Annotated in this window: 11 protein-coding genes, 1 pseudogene and 1 riboswitch; of the genes and pseudogenes, 10 read left to right on the plus strand and 2 right to left on the minus strand. The window is 68.0% G+C overall.

Features of this window, described 5'->3' with window-relative positions; genetic code table 11:
- Positions 1-202 precede the first annotated feature (202 nt).
- Complete coding sequence (locus RPX00_RS22355; protein WP_406642129.1) at positions 203-1,063, minus strand: TIGR03620 family F420-dependent LLM class oxidoreductase; 861 nt, start codon at positions 1,061-1,063, stop codon at positions 203-205.
- Positions 1,064-1,187: 124 nt separating this feature from the next.
- Between RPX00_RS22355 and RPX00_RS22360 the strand changes: the two genes are divergently transcribed.
- The 10 genes and pseudogenes from RPX00_RS22360 to RPX00_RS22405 all read left to right on the plus strand — a co-directional run bounded on the left by RPX00_RS22360 (position 1,188) and on the right by RPX00_RS22405 (position 15,640).
- Positions 1,188-1,787 carry a TetR/AcrR family transcriptional regulator gene (locus tag RPX00_RS22360; RefSeq protein ID WP_406642131.1) on the plus strand — a complete coding sequence of 200 codons (600 nt, stop codon included), beginning with the start codon at positions 1,188-1,190 and terminating at the stop codon, positions 1,785-1,787.
- 80 nt (positions 1,788-1,867) lie between these two features.
- The gene (gene serA / locus RPX00_RS22365; RefSeq protein WP_406642133.1) at positions 1,868-3,466 is read left to right on the plus strand and encodes a phosphoglycerate dehydrogenase; all 1,599 of its coding nucleotides are present in this window, start codon (positions 1,868-1,870) and stop codon (positions 3,464-3,466) included.
- Positions 3,467-3,718: 252 nt separating this feature from the next.
- The gene (locus RPX00_RS22370; protein ID WP_406642135.1) at positions 3,719-7,051 is read left to right on the plus strand and encodes a S8 family serine peptidase; all 3,333 of its coding nucleotides are present in this window, start codon (positions 3,719-3,721) and stop codon (positions 7,049-7,051) included.
- 262 nt (positions 7,052-7,313) lie between these two features.
- Positions 7,314-8,354 (plus strand): 3-isopropylmalate dehydrogenase, encoded by a 1,041-nt coding sequence (locus RPX00_RS22375; protein WP_406642137.1) that lies wholly within the window; start codon positions 7,314-7,316, stop codon positions 8,352-8,354.
- A gap of 5 nt (positions 8,355-8,359) precedes the next feature.
- A riboswitch (cobalamin riboswitch) is annotated at positions 8,360-8,484 on the plus strand.
- An 886-nt stretch (positions 8,485-9,370) separates the two neighbouring features.
- A pseudogene (locus RPX00_RS22380) lies at positions 9,371-10,389 on the plus strand (FecCD family ABC transporter permease).
- Positions 10,390-11,178, plus strand: a complete 789-nt coding sequence (locus tag RPX00_RS22385) for an ABC transporter ATP-binding protein (RefSeq protein WP_406642138.1) — start codon at positions 10,390-10,392, stop codon at positions 11,176-11,178.
- Positions 11,179-11,188: 10 nt separating this feature from the next.
- A complete protein-coding gene (locus tag RPX00_RS22390) occupies positions 11,189-12,175 on the plus strand; it encodes an ABC transporter substrate-binding protein (protein WP_406642140.1) in 987 nt (328 codons plus the stop codon).
- A gap of 210 nt (positions 12,176-12,385) precedes the next feature.
- Positions 12,386-14,056, plus strand: a complete 1,671-nt coding sequence (gene cimA, locus RPX00_RS22395) for a citramalate synthase (RefSeq protein ID WP_406642142.1) — start codon at positions 12,386-12,388, stop codon at positions 14,054-14,056.
- A 253-nt stretch (positions 14,057-14,309) separates the two neighbouring features.
- A complete protein-coding gene (locus RPX00_RS22400; protein ID WP_406642144.1) occupies positions 14,310-15,080 on the plus strand; it encodes a fumarylacetoacetate hydrolase family protein in 771 nt (256 codons plus the stop codon).
- Between the two features lie 248 nt (positions 15,081-15,328).
- The gene (locus tag RPX00_RS22405) at positions 15,329-15,640 is read left to right on the plus strand and encodes a hypothetical protein (RefSeq protein WP_406642146.1); all 312 of its coding nucleotides are present in this window, start codon (positions 15,329-15,331) and stop codon (positions 15,638-15,640) included.
- A gap of 555 nt (positions 15,641-16,195) precedes the next feature.
- Here RPX00_RS22405 and RPX00_RS22410 read toward each other — a convergent pair.
- Complete coding sequence (locus RPX00_RS22410; protein ID WP_406642148.1) at positions 16,196-17,434, minus strand: FAD-dependent oxidoreductase; 1,239 nt, start codon at positions 17,432-17,434, stop codon at positions 16,196-16,198.
- Positions 17,435-17,857: the final 423 nt, after the last annotated feature.

The following is a 17,857-nucleotide window of genomic DNA, read 5'->3' on the forward strand; positions in this document are numbered from 1 at the left end:
TCGCGACGATAACAGCGGGGTGTGGACGCTGGGCGGCGAAACGGTCCGGCCGGGGTCGCTCGTTCAGGGGAAGTACCGCGGGAGATCGGGAATGCCTGCGGGGGCCGCGAAAGTTCTCGCGTTCAGGAGATTGGTTCGGAGGCTCGCTTGCGCCGCCGGGGGCTTTCGCCAAGAAGCGGCGAAAGCCCCCGGGTGAAAAGCGTCAGAGCACTAGCGGGGCGAGGCGACGCCAGCCGTCCACCGGAATCTCCGGTCCGTCGACGAGGACCTGGACGCAGACGTGATTCGCCCCGGCGTCGAGGTGTGCGCGGACACGGTCGGCGACTTCCTGCTCGCCGCGGTAGGCGACGATCGCGTCGACGAGACGGTCGCTGGCGCCGTCGGCGAGGTCGGCTTCGGTGTAGCCGAGCCGGAGCAGGTTCGCTCGTTGGTGTGGCGCTAGCCGCACGTATCCGCCGACGTGTTCGCGAGCGATTTGCCGTGCGCGCAAGGGATCCGCGTCCAGGACGACGGCCTGTTCGACGGCGAGGTAGGCGTCAGGTCCCATCGTTTCCCGGGCGAAGGCCGTGTGTTCCGGCGGGACGAAATACGTGTGCGCGCCGTCGGTCCGTGTTGCCGCGAGTTTCAGCATTTTTGGCCCGAGAGCGGCGAGCAGTCGGCGCGGCCGAGAGCCAGGATCGGCGGGAAAGTCCAGGTCCGCCGCGTCCATGGCGTCGAGATACTCCCGCATCGCGCTGCCTCCGCCGCCGGGCCGATGTCCGCCGAGCCCGAGCGTGAACCGGCCCGGGTACGCCTCGGCCAAGGTGCGCCCGGCGGCCTCCGCGGCTGCTGGCGACCGTTCGGAAAACCGGGCGATCCCGGTCGCGACCGGCAGGCTCGCGGTCGCCTCGAGCAGCACGGCCGCTTGGGTGAACGCTTCCCGCCCGCGGTACTCGCCGAACCACAGCGCGGCGAAACCCAGTGCTTCGGCCTCGCGCGCCGCCGCCCGGACTTCGCCGATTTCCTTGCCGTCAAAGGCGAATGTCCAGATTCCGACCGTCATCGCGTCACCGTTCCCGTCCACACCAGACTCCATGAGCTTCTCGGCCGCAGAACGCGGCATTCCTTGGGGAGCCTAACCAGAGGCTGCCTCCGGTTACTATACGGAGGTACCCTCCGATTTGTCACGGGATAAGCTCGAAGCCGAGATGACCGACGACAAGCCGATGCGCGCGGACGCCCGCCGCAACTACGAACGCCTGCTGGTCGAAGCGAGGCGCGCCTTCGCCGAACGCGGAGTGGACGCCTCGCTCGAAGAGGTCGCCCGCAACGCCGGCGTCGGGATCGGCACCCTCTATCGCCACTTCCCGACCAGGGAAGACCTGATCGAGAAGCTGCTGCGGGACCGGTTCGACACCCAGGCGGAAAAGGCCCGCGAGCTGCTTCTCGCCGAGGATCCGCTCGACGCGCTGTACGCCTGGCTCATCGGGTTCGGCGAAACCTCCGCCGTTTACCGTGGCCTTACCGAACTGCTGGCCGAAGCGTTCGACGATCCGGAATCGCGGCTGCACGCGTCCTGTGACGCGATGCGGGACGCCGCGTCCCAACTGGTGGAACGGGCGCAGGCGGCCGGCGTTTTCCGCACCGACGTGACTGTCCAGGAGCTGCTTCTGTTGCTGCACGGCGCTTCCTGGGCCGGATCCCACCTGCCGGGCGACGGCGGTACAGAGCGCCTGATGACGCTTGTCTTCACCGGATTACGAACAAGTGAACAGCGGGGGCAGCGGGCTGTCAGTGCCCCGCGTTAAACTCCCGCCAGTCCGGGCACAACGACGTGCGCCGCGAGAGAGCGTCCTCGATTTCGTGACCAGATAGTGGGAGCCGCATCGTGACCAAGCCCAGCAAACCCGTAGTCCTCATCGCGGAGAAGCTCGCGCCCTCCGTGCTGAGTGTGTTCGGTGACGAGGTAGAGGTCCGGCACGTGGACGGCACCGACCGTCCCGCTCTGCTCGAGGCGGTGAAGAGCGCCGACGCGCTTCTGGTCCGATCCGCCACCAAGGTCGACGCCGAGGTGCTCGGGGCGACCACCCAGCTAAAGGTCGTCGCCCGCGCGGGCGTCGGACTGGACAACGTCGAGGTCCCGGCCGCCACCGAACGCGGCGTGCTCGTGGTGAACGCGCCGACGTCCAACATCGTGTCGGCCGCCGAGCACGCGGTCGCGCTGCTGCTCGCGGTCGCCCGCCGCGTGCCCGCCGCCGACCAGAGCCTGCGCGGCGGCGAGTGGAAGCGCAGCTCCTTCTCCGGCGTCGAGATCAACGGCAAGACGGTCGGCGTCGTCGGGCTCGGCAAGATCGGCCAGCTGTTCGCCCAGCGGCTCGCCGCCTTCGGCGCGAAGCTCATCGCGTACGACCCGTACGTCTCGGCCGCGCGCGCCGCCCAGCTTGGCATCGAGCTGGTCACCCTCGACGAGCTGCTGGAACGCGCCGACGCGATCTCCATCCACCTGCCGAAGACGCCGGAGACCAAGGGCCTCATCGACGCCGAGGCGCTCAAGAAGACCAAGCCGGGCGTGATCATCGTCAACGCCGCCCGCGGCGGGCTCATCGTCGAGGAGGCGCTGGCCGATGCGGTGCGCAGCGGCCACGTCGGCGGTGCGGGCATCGACGTGTTCGTCACCGAGCCGACCACCGAGAGCCCGCTGTTCAACCTGCCGAACGTCGTGGTCACGCCGCACCTCGGCGCGTCCACCGCCGAGGCGCAGGACCGCGCGGGCACGGACGTGGCGCGCTCGGTGCTGCTGGCGCTGCGCGGCGACTTCGTGCCGGACGCGGTGAACGTGTCCGGTGGCGGCGCGGTCGGCGAGCACGTGCGGCCGTACCTGTCGCTCACCCAGAAGCTCGGCCAGGTGCTGACCGCGCTGAACCCGAAGGCTCCGACGTCGCTGACCGTCGAGGTCAAGGGCGAGATCTCCAGCGAGGACACCGCGGTGCTGAAGCTGGCGGCGCTGCGCGGGCTGTTCTCCGGCGTGGTCGAGGACCAGGTCACCTTCGTCAACGCGCCGCGGCTGGCCGAGGAACTCGGCGTGCAGGCGGAGCTGGTTTCCGAGTCGGAGAGCCCGAAGTTCCGCAGCCTGGTCACGCTTCGTGCGGTGCACGGCGACGGCGCGACGCTCACCGTGTCCGGTTCGGTCACCGGCAAGGACGAGGTCGAGAAGATCGTCGAGGTCAAGGGCCGCCACTTCGACCTGCGCGCCGAGGGCGACGTGCTGGTCATCGAGTACCCGGACCGGCCCGGCGTCATGGGCCGCGTCGGCACGCTGCTCGGCGAGGCGGGCATCAACATCGAGGCCGCGCAGATCAGCCAGAGCACCGACGGGTCCGACTCGATCATGCTGCTGCGCGTCGACCGGCACGTGGACGCCAACGTGCTCGAGCCGATCGGAGCCACCGTCGGCGCGCACACCATCCGCGCCGTCGATTTCAGCTAGTCCCGAATTCCGCCGAACGGCCCTTTTCCCGGACTTCCGGGGAAGGGGCCGTTCTGTCGTTCACCCGTACCGGCAACATTCGGGTAACGGACCTTTTTCCGCACGAAAGTAGGGGTTTCGGGCAGCTAGGTTTTTGCCGCGAGGCTGAACCACGCGCCGTGAGAGCACGGGGCGGCGCCGGTGCTCACCGTCGGGGGTGCGAATGGGGAGCGCGGGCAGGTTCGTGATCCGGGCCTCGAGAAGGGGTTACTCATGAGCAGAACCCGGTTGCCCGGGTGGGCTGCCCGCTCGGTGGTCGTGGGTTCCGCGGTGGTGCTGGCGGCGGCCGTCGCCGTGCCCGCGGCGTCCGCGCAGAGCGCGCCGCTGGCCGAGCCGGTCGCTCCGGCGAAGGTCGACACGAGCAAGGTCCAGGGCAAGCTTTCGCCCCGGCTGAGCGCGGCGCAGGGGCAGATCACCGCGTTCGTCGAGCTGGCGAAGAAACCCGCGGTCGACGCGTTCAAGGAACAGCAGGGCAAGGGCAAGGAGAAGGCCAAGCAGGCGGCGAAGGCGGCCAAGGCCGACGTCGCCGCGGCGGTCAGCTCCGTGGTGGGGCAGCTGCGTTCCGCGGACGCGGGCACCAAGCTGGTCACGCAGACTGCCAACGCTGTTCCCGGCGCGGTCGTCACCGCCGACGCGGCCAAGATCCGCAAGCTCGCGGAACGGTCGGACGTCGTTTCGGTGCGCACGGTCGTGCCGAAGAACCGCACCAACGCCAGTGCGGAACAGCTCACCAACACGCTCGCCAGCTGGCAAAAAACCGGCAAGTTCGGCGACAACATCCGCGTCGGCGTGATCGACGACGGAATCGACTACACCCACGCCGATTTCGGCGGCCCGGGCACGGCTGACGCGTACAAGTCGGTCGACCGCACGAAGCCGTCGCCGTTGTTCCCGAGCGCCAAGGTGGTCGGCGGCACCGACCTCGTCGGCGACGACTACGACTCGGCGGGCAAGACCGGATCGCCGACGCCGCAACCGGACCCCAACCCGATCGCGTGCGGCGAGCACGGCACGCACGTCGCGGGCACCATCGGCGGCTTCGGCGTCAACGCCGACGGCAGCACGTTCACCGGCGACTACCAGAAGCTGAACAAGAAGAAGCTCGACGCCATGCGGATCGGGCCGGGCACCGCGCCGAAGTCCCTGCTGTACGCGATCAAGGTGTTCGGCTGCAAGGGTTCCACGAACGTCACGTCGCAGGCGCTGGACTGGGCGCTCGACCCGGACGGCGACGGCGACTTCACCGACCACCTCGACGTCGTGAACCTGTCGCTGGGCAGCGACTTCGGCGCGCCGGACGACCCGGACTCGCTGTTCGTGCGCAAGCTCGCGCAGAACAACGTGCTCCCGGTGATCTCGGCGGGCAACGGCGGCGACATCAACGACATCGCCGGTTCGCCGGGCAACACGCCGGAAGCGCTCACCGTGGCCAGCAGCCGCGACGCGGGCGAACTGCGGGACGCGATCGAGGTCAAGACGCCGACCGCCGGACAGCAGCCGGGCCAGTACAGCCAGGAGTACACCGGCTACGACACCCTCGACCTCACCGCGCCGGTGGTGCCGATCTCGGCGAACAACAACGCCGGTTGCGCCGCCTATTCGGCTGAGGACAAGGCAAAGGTCGCGGGCAAGATCGCCTGGCTGGAGTGGGACGACAACGACGCGACGCGTCCGTGCGGTTCCGCGGCGCGGGCCAACAACGCGCAGGCCGCGGGCGCCAAGGGCGTGCTGCTTTCGTCCACTGTGGAGCATTTCGGCGCGGGCATCGCGGGCAACGCGGCCGTTCCGATGTTCCAGCTCACCGGCAAGGCCACCCAGTCCGTGCGGGCGGGCCTGACCGCGGGCACGCTCACCGTGCGGCTGTACGGCGCCGGGCGGACCACGCTGCAGACGTACGACCAGTCCATCGTGGACACTCCCAGCTCGTTCACCTCGCGCGGCGGACGCGGTCCGTCGGTGAAGCCGGACGTCGCCGCGCCTGGCGACACGATCACGTCGGCGTTCCGCGGCAGCGGCAACGAGCGGCTGGTCATCTCGGGCACGTCGATGGCCGCGCCGCACACGTCGGGCATCACGGCGCTGGTCCGCCAGGCGCATCCGGACTGGAGCGTCGAGGAGGTCAAGGCCGACGTCGTGGGCACCGCGGCGCACGACATCACCGACGGGGCCGGCCACACCTACGGCCCGCAGCGGGTCGGGGCCGGCCGGATCGACGCGAAAGCCGCGCTGGACAACCAGGTTCTCGCGTACGTGCAGGACGACCCCGGCGCGGTGAGCGTCACGTTCGGCACCGTCGAGGCGGCCGGTCCGGTCACCCTGAGCAAGACGATCAAGGTGGTCAACAAGGGCGTCAAGCCTGCCGAGTACTCGGTGGGCTACGAGGCGGTCAACAGCCTGCCCGGCGTTGAGTACACAGTGGACAAGAACTCGGTGAAGCTGAACCCGCGCGGGGTCGCGACGGTGAAGGTGACGCTGAAGATCGCCGACCCGAAGGCGCTGCGCAAGGTTCTCGACCCGACCATGGCGGCTTCGCAGGCCGGGCTCGCCCGGCAGTTCGTGGCCGACGCCTCGGGCCGGGTCGCGTTCACTCCGAAGAACGGCGCGGGCGTTCCGCTGCGGGTGGCCGTGTACTCGGCGCCGAAGCCGGTTTCGGCGATCACCACCCCGGTCGGCGTGCGCTTCGGCGCGAACGCCGACCAGGCCGTGCTGAACCTCGGCGGCAAGGGCATCGACCAGGGCAGCGGCTCCCAGCGGTACCGCTCGCTGATCAGCGTGCTCGAACTGCAGGCCGAATCACCGCAGCTGCCGGAATGCGATTCGCACGTCACGTCCGACTGCACCCTCAACCGCACCGCGAAGGGCGGAGACCTGCGCTACGTCGGCGCGGCGTCGACGGCCCCGCTCGCCAAGGCGCAGGGGGAGCCGGAGAACGCGATGCTGGCGTTCGGGATCACGACCTGGAGCGATTTCGCGAACCTCGGCAGCAACACGGTGCCGTTCGTGGACATCGACACCACCGGCGACGGCAAGCCGGACTTCGAAACCTTCGTGACGAAGGCGACGGGGTCGGACGTGCTGCTCGTCAACACGGTGTCGCTGACCAAACCGGGCAACCCGTCGGTGGACCTGCAGGCGATCAACGGGCAGCTCGGCGACGTCGACACCAACGTGTTCGACTCGAACGTGATGGTGCTGCCGGTCAGCATCGCCGCGCTCGGCATCGACCCGAAGGAGGCGTCGCACCGGATCAGCTACACGGTCGGCACCGCCGGGTACTACGTCGCGCCGGGTACCTCGAACGGGTTGATCGACCAGGTCAGCACTCCGCTGTCGTTCGACGCGCTCGCGCCGGCGTACTCGGCACAGGGCGGCGGCGACGCGGCGCTGGGCTACGTCGCCAAGCCGGGCACGGCTCTGGTGGTCAACCGCAACAAGGACGCCGTCGCCGGCGACAAGGCGAAGGGCCTTCTGGCGATCGAGCACCACAACGCGACCGGGCAGCGCGCCGCGGTCGTGCGGATCGAATCGGAGCTGCCGCGCGGCTGATCCGGTTCACCCTTTAAGGGGAACTTGACGCGCGTCGCGGAAGCGGCCGCATCGCGAGACGCGGGGGCTTGCCAAGGCTGTCCGGCCTGGGCAAGCCCCCGTTTCCGTTCGCCCGAACGGGTGTCTCACCCTGTGGGAGGATGCGGCATAAGGGTGGTGCGGCTACGGCACCTTGTCTACGGCCGGTAACCTTCCGCTGCTGGCGTTTTTGTGCGAATGGGCCATCGGTGCGCCCGGTGGCCTGGGCTACGGAGGTGTGTGGATGCGGCTCGCGGTGATCCCAGGGGACGGGATCGGGCCCGAGGTGGTCTCCGAGGCGCTCAAGGTGCTCGGTGAGGTAGCACCGGCGGCGGAGATCACGAACTACGACCTCGGCGCCTCGCGGTGGCACGCCACCGGGGAGCTGCTCCCGGAGTCGGTGCTGGGCGAACTTCGCCAGCACGACGCGATCCTGCTCGGCGCGGTCGGCGACCCGACGGTGCCCAGCGGCATCCTCGAGCGCGGGCTGCTGCTGCGGCTGCGGTTCGAGCTGGACCACCACGTGAACCTGCGCCCGGCGCGGCTGTACCCCGGAGTGCGCGGCCCGCTGGCCGACGCGGGGGACGTCGACATGGTCGTGGTGCGCGAAGGCACCGAAGGCCCGTACGCGGGCAACGGCGGCCTGCTGCGCAAGGACACCGAGCACGAGATCGCCACCGAGGTCAGCGTCAACACGGCCTTCGGCGTGCGGCGCGTGGTCGCGGACGCGTTCAACCGCGCCGAGGAGCGTCCGCGCAAGCACCTCACGCTCGTGCACAAGACCAACGTGCTGGAGCACGCGGGCTCGTTGTGGTCGCGGATCGTCGAAGAGGTCTCGCTGGAGCACCCGGACGTCACCGTCGCGTACTCGCACGTGGACGCCGCCACGATCCACCTGGTCACCGACCCGTCGCGGTTCGACGTGATGGTCACCGACAACCTCTTCGGCGACATCATCACCGACCTCGCGGCCGCGGTGACCGGCGGCATCGGCCTCGCGGCCAGCGGCAACCTCGACATCACGCGCCGCAACCCGAGCATGTTCGAGCCGGTGCACGGCAGCGCGCCGGACATCGCCGGCCAGGGCCTCGCCGACCCGACCGCCGCGGTGCTGTCGGTGTCGCTCCTGCTGGACCACCTCGGCCAGAAGGAAGCGGCGCGGCGCATCGAGGCCTCGGTGGCGTTCGATCTCGCCACGCGCGACCAGTCGTCGCCCGGTGCGACGCAGGCCATCGGCGACCGCCTCGCGGCGCTGGTTTCCTCGAACGTCCGTCAGGTCGGCTGACCGCCTGATTCTTCACGGACCCCCGCCGCGGAAGCCGGTCGAAATCCGGCGCTGACCCGCAACGGTAGGCCTTCGGTTCTCTCGGGACCCGAAGGCGAGCCCGATACCGGCGGGGGTTCTTCGAATCTCGTCCCCTCCCGTCGTGGTCTGCGGGAGACGACACTCCCGCCGTCTCGACGCCGGCGGCTTGCCGTCTTTGCCCCGCGGGCCCAGGTATCTCGATTGGGTCCTTGCCGGTGGTGTCGTCGTCTGAAGAGCGTTCTGGTTGTCCTGATCCGGTGCTGGGCGGGGATTCGCCGCCTGGTGGCGACGGCGGTTTTTCGTCGGCCAGCGATGGTGATTCGCTGGCGGGTGGTTCTGGGGTTTCAGGTTCCTCGCCCTTTGGTAGCGAGGGAGCTTCCGGCTGTTCGCCATCTAACGGCGGCCGAGTTTCGGGTGTTTCACAGTCTGGGGGCGACAGTGTCTTGGGTGTTTCGCCGCTTGGCGGCGACAGCGTCTCGGATGATTTGCCACCGAGCGGCGAAGGTACGGCGGATGGTTCGGGTTCGAGCGCTGGTGTTGCTTCGGGTGGTTCGCCCTCAGGGGGCTCCAGCGTTTCGGACGGTTCGCCGCTGAGCGGCGACAGTGGTTCAGGCGCATCGCCATCGAGCAGCGGTCCCGGTGCACACGATTCGAATCGACCGAGCGGTTCTGTCGCGGGGGAGGATTTGCCACTCCGCGGCAACGCGTCGCATCGCGGCGAGCCACCGAGCGACGACTCGGTTGGTCGTGAACCGACCCACACTGGCGCTCGTGGTGTCTCGCGACTGGATGGCCGATCCTCGGGTTCGGGGAACGCTTCGCCGTTGATCGGCGAATCCCCGAGCCAGCGAGGCCCTTCGCCGTGGGGTGGCGAATCCCCTAAGCGATGGGGTGTGTCGTCGTTGGGTGGCGAGTTCTCGAGCCGGCAGGACGCGTCGCCGTTTGGTGGCGAATCCCAGGTCGGAGCCGGTGGTGTGCAGCGGCGGCGGCCGTTGATGCCGGTGCTGCTTGGTCTTGGCGTGGCGTTGCTGGGGTCGGTTGTCGTCGCGGTCGGGATCGGGACGGTGGCGGTGCCGGTCACTCACACGTGGGCGTTCCTCCGCGCTGGGTTGTTCGGCGGGACGATCGGTCCGGACGAGGTCGGGCAGTACCGGATCATCTGGGATCTCCGGCTTCCTCGCGTTCTGCTCGCGGTGGTCGTCGGCGCTGGGTTGTCGACTGTTGGCGTCGCGATTCAGGCGATGGTGCGCAACGCGCTCGCCGAGCCGTATGTGCTGGGGATTTCCTCCGGTGCGTCCGTCGGGGCGACGGCGGTGACGTTGTTCGGTGTCTTCGCCTCGCTGGGGATTTATGCGTTGTCAGTCGGGGCGTTTGTGGCGGCGCTCGCTGCGACCTTGATCGTGTATCTCGTCGCCCGTACGCGGCAAGGGCTTACGCCGCTGCGTCTGGTGCTTACCGGGACGACGCTGTCCTACGGGTTTTTCGCGGTCACTACAGTGATCGTCTTTCAAGCACCGAACGGCGAGGCTGCGCGGGCGGCGCTTTTTGGCTTCTCGGTTCACTCGCCGGAGCGAACTGGGGCACGCTGCCGATCGCCGCGATCGTGGTGGTCGGCGGGGTTTTGTTGTTGCTGGCGCTGGCTGGACGGCTCAATGCGCTCGCCATGGGCGACGAAGCGGCCACGACTCTTGGCGTCGACGTCGGCAAGCTGCGAGTTCTTCTGTTCATCGTTTGTGCTGCGATGACTGGGGTTCTGGTCGCGGTGAGCGGGGCGATCGGATTCGTCGGGCTGATCCTTCCGCATCTGGTGCGGCTGGTCGTCGGTGCCGATCACCGTCGGGTGCTTGCCGTCGCGCCGCTTGCCGGTGCGGTGTTTCTGGTGTGGGTGGACGTCGCGGCGCGGGTGCTCGCCGCACCTGAGGAACTGCCGATCGGGGTGCTTACTGCGGCAGTCGGGGTACCGGCCTTCCTGTTCTTGATGCGCCGGCGCTCGTACGTGTTCGGAGGTGCGTGAATGGACCTCTCGCTCAACGGCGTCAGCGTGACCGCAGCCGGTCGCAAGCTGGTCGACGACGTGACTCTCGAAGCTCGGCGAGGCCAGTTCGTCGGACTGCTCGGTCCGAACGGCAGCGGAAAGTCGACGACGTTGCGCGCCGTCTATCAAGTGCTCAAGCCGTCAGCAGGCGCGGTGCTGGTCGACGGCCAGCCGGTGGACGGCATGGCACCGCGGAAGCGGGCGCGGGCGATCGCCGCGGTTGCGCAGGAATCGCATGCGGAGTTCGACTTCACCGTCGCCGAAGTGGTGGCGATGGGCCGGATGCCGCACCACGGCCTGTTCGACCGCATGAGCGCAACCGATCATCGGCTGTGCACCACCGCTTTGACGCAGGTCGGCTTGGCGCACCTGGCCGACCGAGGCGTGCTCACCTTGTCCGGCGGCGAACGGCAACGCGTGCTGATCGCGCGTGCACTCGCGCAGCAGCCCCAGATCCTGGTGCTCGACGAGCCGACCAACCATCTCGACATCCGGCATCAGCTCGAAGTGCTCGCGCTCGCTCGCAGCAGCGGGCCGACGGTGCTGGCTGCGCTGCACGACCTGAACCTGGCCGCGGCCGTGTGCGACATGGTCCACGTGCTCGACCACGGCCGCCTCGTCGCGAGCGGAACCCCGGCTGAGGTGCTCACGCCTGCTTTGCTCGCCGACGTGTTCGGAGTGCGCGGGCATGTGGTGCCGCACCCCGCTACGGGGCGTCCGCAATTGTTGTTCGACCGGCTCGAGTCCCAGGAGGACAATCATGCGTAGGACAGTCGCGATGATCGTGACGGTCGCTCTCGTCGCCACCGGCTGTGGCGCTCAAGTGTCCGAAGGGGACAGTGCGGCCGCCCCCGCCGGGTTTCCCGTGACGGTGACTAATTGCGGTTCGTCGTTGACCGTGTCTCGACCTCCTTCTCGAGTCGTCACGAATGACATCGGCATCACCGAGCTGATGTTCGCGCTGGGCCTGGGCGACCGGATGGCCGGTTACGTGGTCGACAAAGGACAGTCCGGCGGCGTGGCCTCGTCGCCGTGGAAAGCCGATTTCGCCAAGGTGCCCAAGCTGGCGGAGAAGATCAACCGCGAGGTGGTGCAGGGCGCTGGCGCGGACCTCGTGTTCGCCGGCTGGAGCTACGGCTTCTCGGAGGCCACCGGGTTTACCCCGGATTCCCTCGCGAAGCTGGGCATTTCCAGCTACCTGCTCACCGAAGCGTGCCGCAACGGCAATGGCAAGCAACGTGGCATCATGCGCCCGCTCGACGCGCTGTACACAGATGTGCGCAACCTGGGGAAAATGTTTGGAATCAGTGATCGTGCAGAACGTTTGATCACAGAGTACCGCGCACGAGCCGCCGCTGTCACGGATGCGGCGCCCGCCGGACGGCCCAAGCCGAAGGTCTTCCTCTACGACGACGGCCGTGACCAGCCGTTCACCTCCGGACGCAACGCGGGCCCGGACGAAATCATCACCAAATCGGGTGGTGCCAACATCTTCGCCGACCTCAATGACAGCTGGACCAGTGTCAGCTGGGAGGCCGTGATCCAGCGCGCGCCCGACGTCATCCTCATCAACGACTACGGCGGCGAGGTCGGCAGCGTGGCCGACAAGGAGAACTTCCTCCGCTCGCGTCCTGGTCTGCGCGACATCCCGGCGGTGAAGCAGGGACGGTTCTTCGCGCTGCCGTACGCGGCTTTGGTGGAGGGGCCGCGGAACGCGTCCGCGGTCGAAGAATTCGGGCGCTACCTGGCGAAACTGCCCGGCTGACGGCTCTCAGAAGGTGGGAAGCTTCGCCCGGCGCTTGGACGCCGGGCGAAGCTGTGGCATGATGTTCGGCATGACCGCCATCTCCACCATTATTGCCTTGCGCGCCGGATAGACGCTCCACAAGAGCTACCGGCGCGCAACCTCTCGCACCCATGCGGGAGGTTTTTTTGTTGCCTGGACCAGGTTCTGCCCCGCCACAAGGAGAACACCGTGACCCGCACGGAACCCGCTGGCACGCCGCTCGGCGATGCCTTCCACCTCTACGACACCACTTTGCGCGACGGCGCTCAGCGCGAAGGAATCACCTACTCCGTCACGGACAAACTGGCCGTCGCGCGGCTGCTGGACGAGTTGGGGGTCGGGTTCATCGAGGGTGGCTGGCCGGGTGCGCTGCCGAAGGACACGGAGTTCTTTTCCCGTGCGGCAAAGGGAGAACTGCCGCTCAAGCACGCCGCGCTCGTCGCGTTCGGGTCCACGCGCAAGGCGGGAACTGCGGCCGACAAAGACCCGCAGGTCCGCGCGCTTCTGGATTCGGCGGCCCCGGTCATCACATTGGTGGCTAAATCGGACCTTCGGCACATCGAGCGGGCACTGCGGGTCGACGTCGACGAGGCGTGCGCGATGGTGCGAGACACGGTCGCGTTCCTCGTCGGTGAAGGACGCCGTGTTTTCCTTGACGCAGAACACTTTTTCGACGGCTATGCCTTCTCGCCCGAAACCTCGCTGCGGGTGCTCGACGCGGCGGCGCACGCCGGCGCGGACGTTCTCGTACTGTGCGACACCAACGGCGGCCAGTTGCCGCTGGGGCTTGCCGAAACCGTAGGCGAGATCAAGGAAAAGACCGGATTCCGACTCGGAATCCATTGTCAGGATGACACTTCCTGTGCCGTGGCGAACTCTGTCGCCGCGGTACAGGCTGGCGCGACGCACGTGCAGTGCACCGCGAACGGTTACGGGGAACGGGCGGGTAATGCCGACCTGTTCGCCGTAGCGGGAAACCTTGTGACCAAGCTCGGAATGGAGGTCCTCCCGACCGGAGGTGCCGCCGAGCTTACTCGCGTCTCCCATGCATTGGCCGAAATCGCCAACCTCGCACCCGACACCCACCAGGCCTACGTCGGGTCGTCCGCCTTCGCCCACAAGGCGGGGCTGCACGCGAGCGCGATCAAGGTGGATCCGTTGTTGTACAACCACATCGATCCGTCTTCTGTCGGCAATGGCATGCGAGTGCTGGTCACTGAGATGGCCGGCAGGGCCAGCCTCGAACTCAAGGGACGCGAACTCGGGGTCGACCTCGCCGGTCGGCCTGACGCACTCACGAACGCGGTGCGGAAGGTGAAGGAACTGGAATCGGAAGGCTGGTCGTTCGAAGCGGCCGACGCCTCGCTGGGGCTGTTGCTGCGTCGCGAGGTGGAGGAGGTTTCCGGCGAAAAGTCGGATCCGCCGCCGTTCGAACTCGAGTCGTATCGGGTGGTGCTGGACCACCGCCCGGACGGCGAGGTTGTTTCCGAGGCGACGGTGAAGGTGCACGTCGCGGGGGAGCGGGTCATCGCGACCGCGGAAGGAAACGGCCCGGTGCATGCACTGGACGCGGCGTTGCGGGAGGCGCTGACGCCGTATCTGTCCTGGTTGGACAGCATGGAGCTGGCCGATTACAAGGTGCGGATCCTTCCGTCGAATCCGGGTACGGACGCGGTCACCCGAGTGTTGCTCGAAACGAGTGACGGCGAACACGAATGGACGACGGTCGGGGTGCACGGCAGCATCGTCGAGGCGAGCTGGCTGGCGTTGTGCGACGCGTTGGTTCACAAGAGCTTGGCGGTTTCGTCGGGGCTTGACCAGTCGGTGCCTGAGCTGGAGGTGGCTGCTGTGGGCAAGTGAGCTGGGGCTTTCGCTGGCCCCGGCGTTCGTGGCGGTATTGCGGCTCACAGTTGGGCGATGCTTGTTCGCGTTGGTGTTGCGTGGGAGTCGTCGTTCGGGTGGGCTTCTTGCTGGTGCGAAGGGTCCTTTCGCACCAGTGAGGTCACCGCCGGCTAGCTGGTGCGAGGGGGCATTGGGCACGGAACGGTGCGAAGGGGACAGTCGCGCACGCTCGGGGTGCGCGACTGTCGGTGGGGATACGTAGACTGGTGTGGTGCGTCTAGCTCGTATTGCTCATCCCAGTGGTGTCGCGTTCGCTTCGATCGAGGGGGACGGCGACGATGCGCAGGTCCTGGAGATCGCGGAGCATCCGTTCGGCCAGCCGAACTTCACCGGCAAGCGCTGGCCGCTCGCCGATGTCCGGCTGCTCGCGCCGATCCTGCCGTCGAAGGTGATCGCCGTCGGCCGGAACTACGCGAAGCACGCGGCGGAACTCGGCAACGAGGTGCCGTCCGCGCCGATGCTGTTCATCAAGCCGTCCACGACGGTGATCGGGCCGAACGTGCCGATCCGCCGGCCCGCGGACGTCGGCCAGGTCGACTTCGAGGGCGAACTCGCGGTCGTCATCGGGCAGCCGGTGAAGAACGTGCCCGCGGCCCGCGCGGCGAGTGCGATCCTCGGGTACACGGTCGCGAACGACGTGAGCGCGCGCGACCTGCAGAAGTCCGACGGCCAGTGGGGCCGGGCGAAGGGGTTCGACACCTTCTGCCCGCTCGGGCCGTGGATCGAGACGTCGATCGACCCGTCCGACCTGGCGCTCCGCAGCGAGGTCGACGGCGAACTCAAGCAGGACGGCCGGACTTCGGATCTCGTGCACAAGGTGCCCGAGCTGGTCGAGTTCGTGTCGCGGGTGATGACGCTTCTTCCCGGCGACGTGATCCTCACCGGTACGCCGGAGGGGGTCGGCCCGATCGTCAACGGGCAGTCGGTGTCCGTCACGATCGACGGCATCGGCACTCTGACGAACCCGGTGCAGGACATCTGAGCTGGGCGTCGCCGTTTGGTGGCGACAGGGCTCGGTGGGTCGGGTTCGGGTGTTGCCGTTTAGTGGCGAATCCCTGGTCGGGGCTGGTTTCTCGCCGACCAGGGGTGGGGCGGTGGTTTGAGCTGGTGGCGTTGCGCGGCGAGAGGGTCGTGGGTGCACCGGCGGCGCGTTGCCGCTGAGCGGCGAAATGCGAATGGCGCTCGGATAGCGAGTAGTCAGGGTCGTTGCCGTTGAGTGGCGAGTGATGCTTGGTGCTGGATGCGGGACTGTCGGTGCTGTTGCCGCTGAGTGGCGAGCGATGCTTGGTGCTGGATGCGGGACTGTCGGTGCTGTTGCCGTTGAGCGGCGAGCGATGCTTGGTGCTGGATGCGGGACTGTCGGTGCTGTTGCCGTTGAGCGGCGAGCGATGCTTGGTGCTGGATGCGGGACTGTCGGTGCTGTTGCCGTTGAGTGGCGAGCGATGTCTGGTGCTGGGACGTGGAACGGTCGGTGCCGTTGCCGTTTGGTGGCGAAAGGTGGCGGGCGGCCGGATGGTGAGTAAGTGGTGTTGTCGCCGTTAGGTGGCGAGAGGGTCGCTGATGCTCAGTCGGCGAGCTGGTGGCGTTGTTGCCGTTGAGTGGCGACAAGGTGGCAGGTGCCCGTTCGGTGGTGGTTGGTGTTGTTGCCGGTGAGTGGCTAGAGCAGCTGGGCGAGGCTCGGTTGCCGAGGGGCGGGGCGTTTTCGTCGTTGAGTGGCGAAGGCGTCTGGGCGGTGCTCGGCTGGCTAGCAGTGGGGCACTTTCGCCGTTAAACGGCGAGAGGGGCTGGACCAGAATTGGCTGTCGAGAGGTGAGGCGCTTTCGCCGTTGAGTGGCGATGGCGGCTGGGCGAGGCTCGGTTGTCTGGCGTGAGGCGGTTTCACCTTCGACGGCGGGGGTAGAGGTTGGTTGCCGGGGGACGGGCTAGTGGGGGCCGTTCGGTGGCGGGAGGTCGGTCTGTCGGTGAGGGGCTGGAGTCGTTGTCGCCGGGGCGGTGGCTAGGCGGGGGTGTCGTGACAGGCCAGTGCCCACCGGCGTGTTTTTGCCGGTGGGTGGCGGGGCGAGTGTTGCCGGGTGGCGGCGGACTCGGTTGTCGGGGTTAGCGGCTTGCCGGTTCTGCTGGGCGGCGGGCGAAGGCTGGGGCGGATTCCCGGCGGATGCCTACTCCGATGAGGTACGCCGGGACGTACGAGAGTTTCGGGAAGCGCTTCACGAGCGCGGCCAGTTGTTGCGGGGGGCCGTCGGCGCGGCCAGTCATGACGGGGCCGATCACTCGGCGGTGGAGAAGGCGTTGCAGTCCCTGGACGGCGGCGGTCGGCAGGAGGCGACGGCGGCGGACGGCGGTCAGCTCCTTGGTGGTCGGCTTGCCGCGGAGGAGCGGGTCGGCCAAGAGTCGGGCGGCGGCTACTGCGTCTTGTACTGCCAGGTTGATTCCGACGCCTCCTATCGGTGACATCGCGTGGGCGGCGTCGCCGATGCAGAGCAGGCCGTCGACGTGCCAGCGGCGGAGGCGGTTGAGGCGGACGTTGAGGAACTTGACGTCGTCCATGGACTTCAGTTCGTGCACTCGGTCGGCGAATTCCGGGCAGACCTCGGTGACGTCGCGGCGGAAGGCTTCGATGCCCGCGTCGTTCAGGTCTTCGCCTTTCGCGGCGAGATAGGCGATCTGGTAGTAGCCCTTGCGCGGCAACGGCACCGCGAAGCGGTGGTTGCGCATCTGCGGCCTCAGCGTGGCTTCCTGCTCCTCGGCGTGCCGGGAAAGGCGGAACCACCAGGCGTCGAACGGGGTGTAGTACTCGCGTGGGGTGAGGCCGGCTGAGCGGCGGGCCAGCGACCAGCGGCCGTCAGCGGCCAGTACGAGGTTGGCCGCAAGCTCGCCTTCGGTGCCGTCGGCGGTGCGGTATCGGACGCCGGTGACTTGCTTGCCGGAGCGGAGGAGGCCGGTCATCTCGGTCTCCAGCCGGAGGGTGAAGGTCGGTTCTTTGAGCGCGGTTTCGGCGAGCAGGTCCAGGAAATCCCACTGGGGGACCATCGCGACGTACGGACGGGGGACGTTCAGCAGCGACATGTCGGCGATCGTCAGCGGGGCGCCGTCGGCGGTCGGGAGTCCGACGGTGGTCACTTTGGTCTGCGGCAGCGCGGCGAACTTCTCGCCGAGGCCCAGTTCGTCCAGGAGCGCGAGGGTGGACGGATGGACGGTGTCGCCGCGGAAGTCGCGCAGGAAGTCCGCGTGCTTCTCCAGCACGGTGACCTCGACGCCCGCCCTGGCCAAGAGCAATCCCGCCACCATGCCGGCCGGTCCGCCGCCGACGATGACGCACCCCGTGTGCTCGGTCATTGTCCCCAGCTCCCTCTTATTCATCGTCTGTTGAATAAAGTCAGGATGCACCTTGGGCGGAGGGTGCGTCAAGTCGGCCGATGGGGTTGTGGGGCGAGCGGCTGGAGGGGAAAGCGGCGGGCGGTCGAGTTTGGACGGAGTGAGGTGGGGAGTTTGCGTAATGGTGTGTGGTTTATGTGTGTCGATCTCGGGGTGGTCGCGATCCGGGGCGGAAAGGTGCGGTAGTGGCAATTTTTCGGGAAAAGGTTTGGGTGGTTGGTTCGGTGGTGGAACTTTTGTGCGGGTGTCGTTGCGGAGGGCGTCCGCGGGGTGGGTGTCTGCGGGGAAAGGGTTGGGGGTAAAGGGGATTTCTTGGTGAGAGAGGTGGGGGAGTTGTTCGGAATTCGCAGGTTTCCGGGGGATCGCCGGGGCTGGCGGCTTTCA

Source organism: Amycolatopsis sp. WGS_07 (assembly GCF_045278895.1).
Lineage (GTDB): Bacteria > Actinomycetota > Actinomycetes > Mycobacteriales > Pseudonocardiaceae > Amycolatopsis.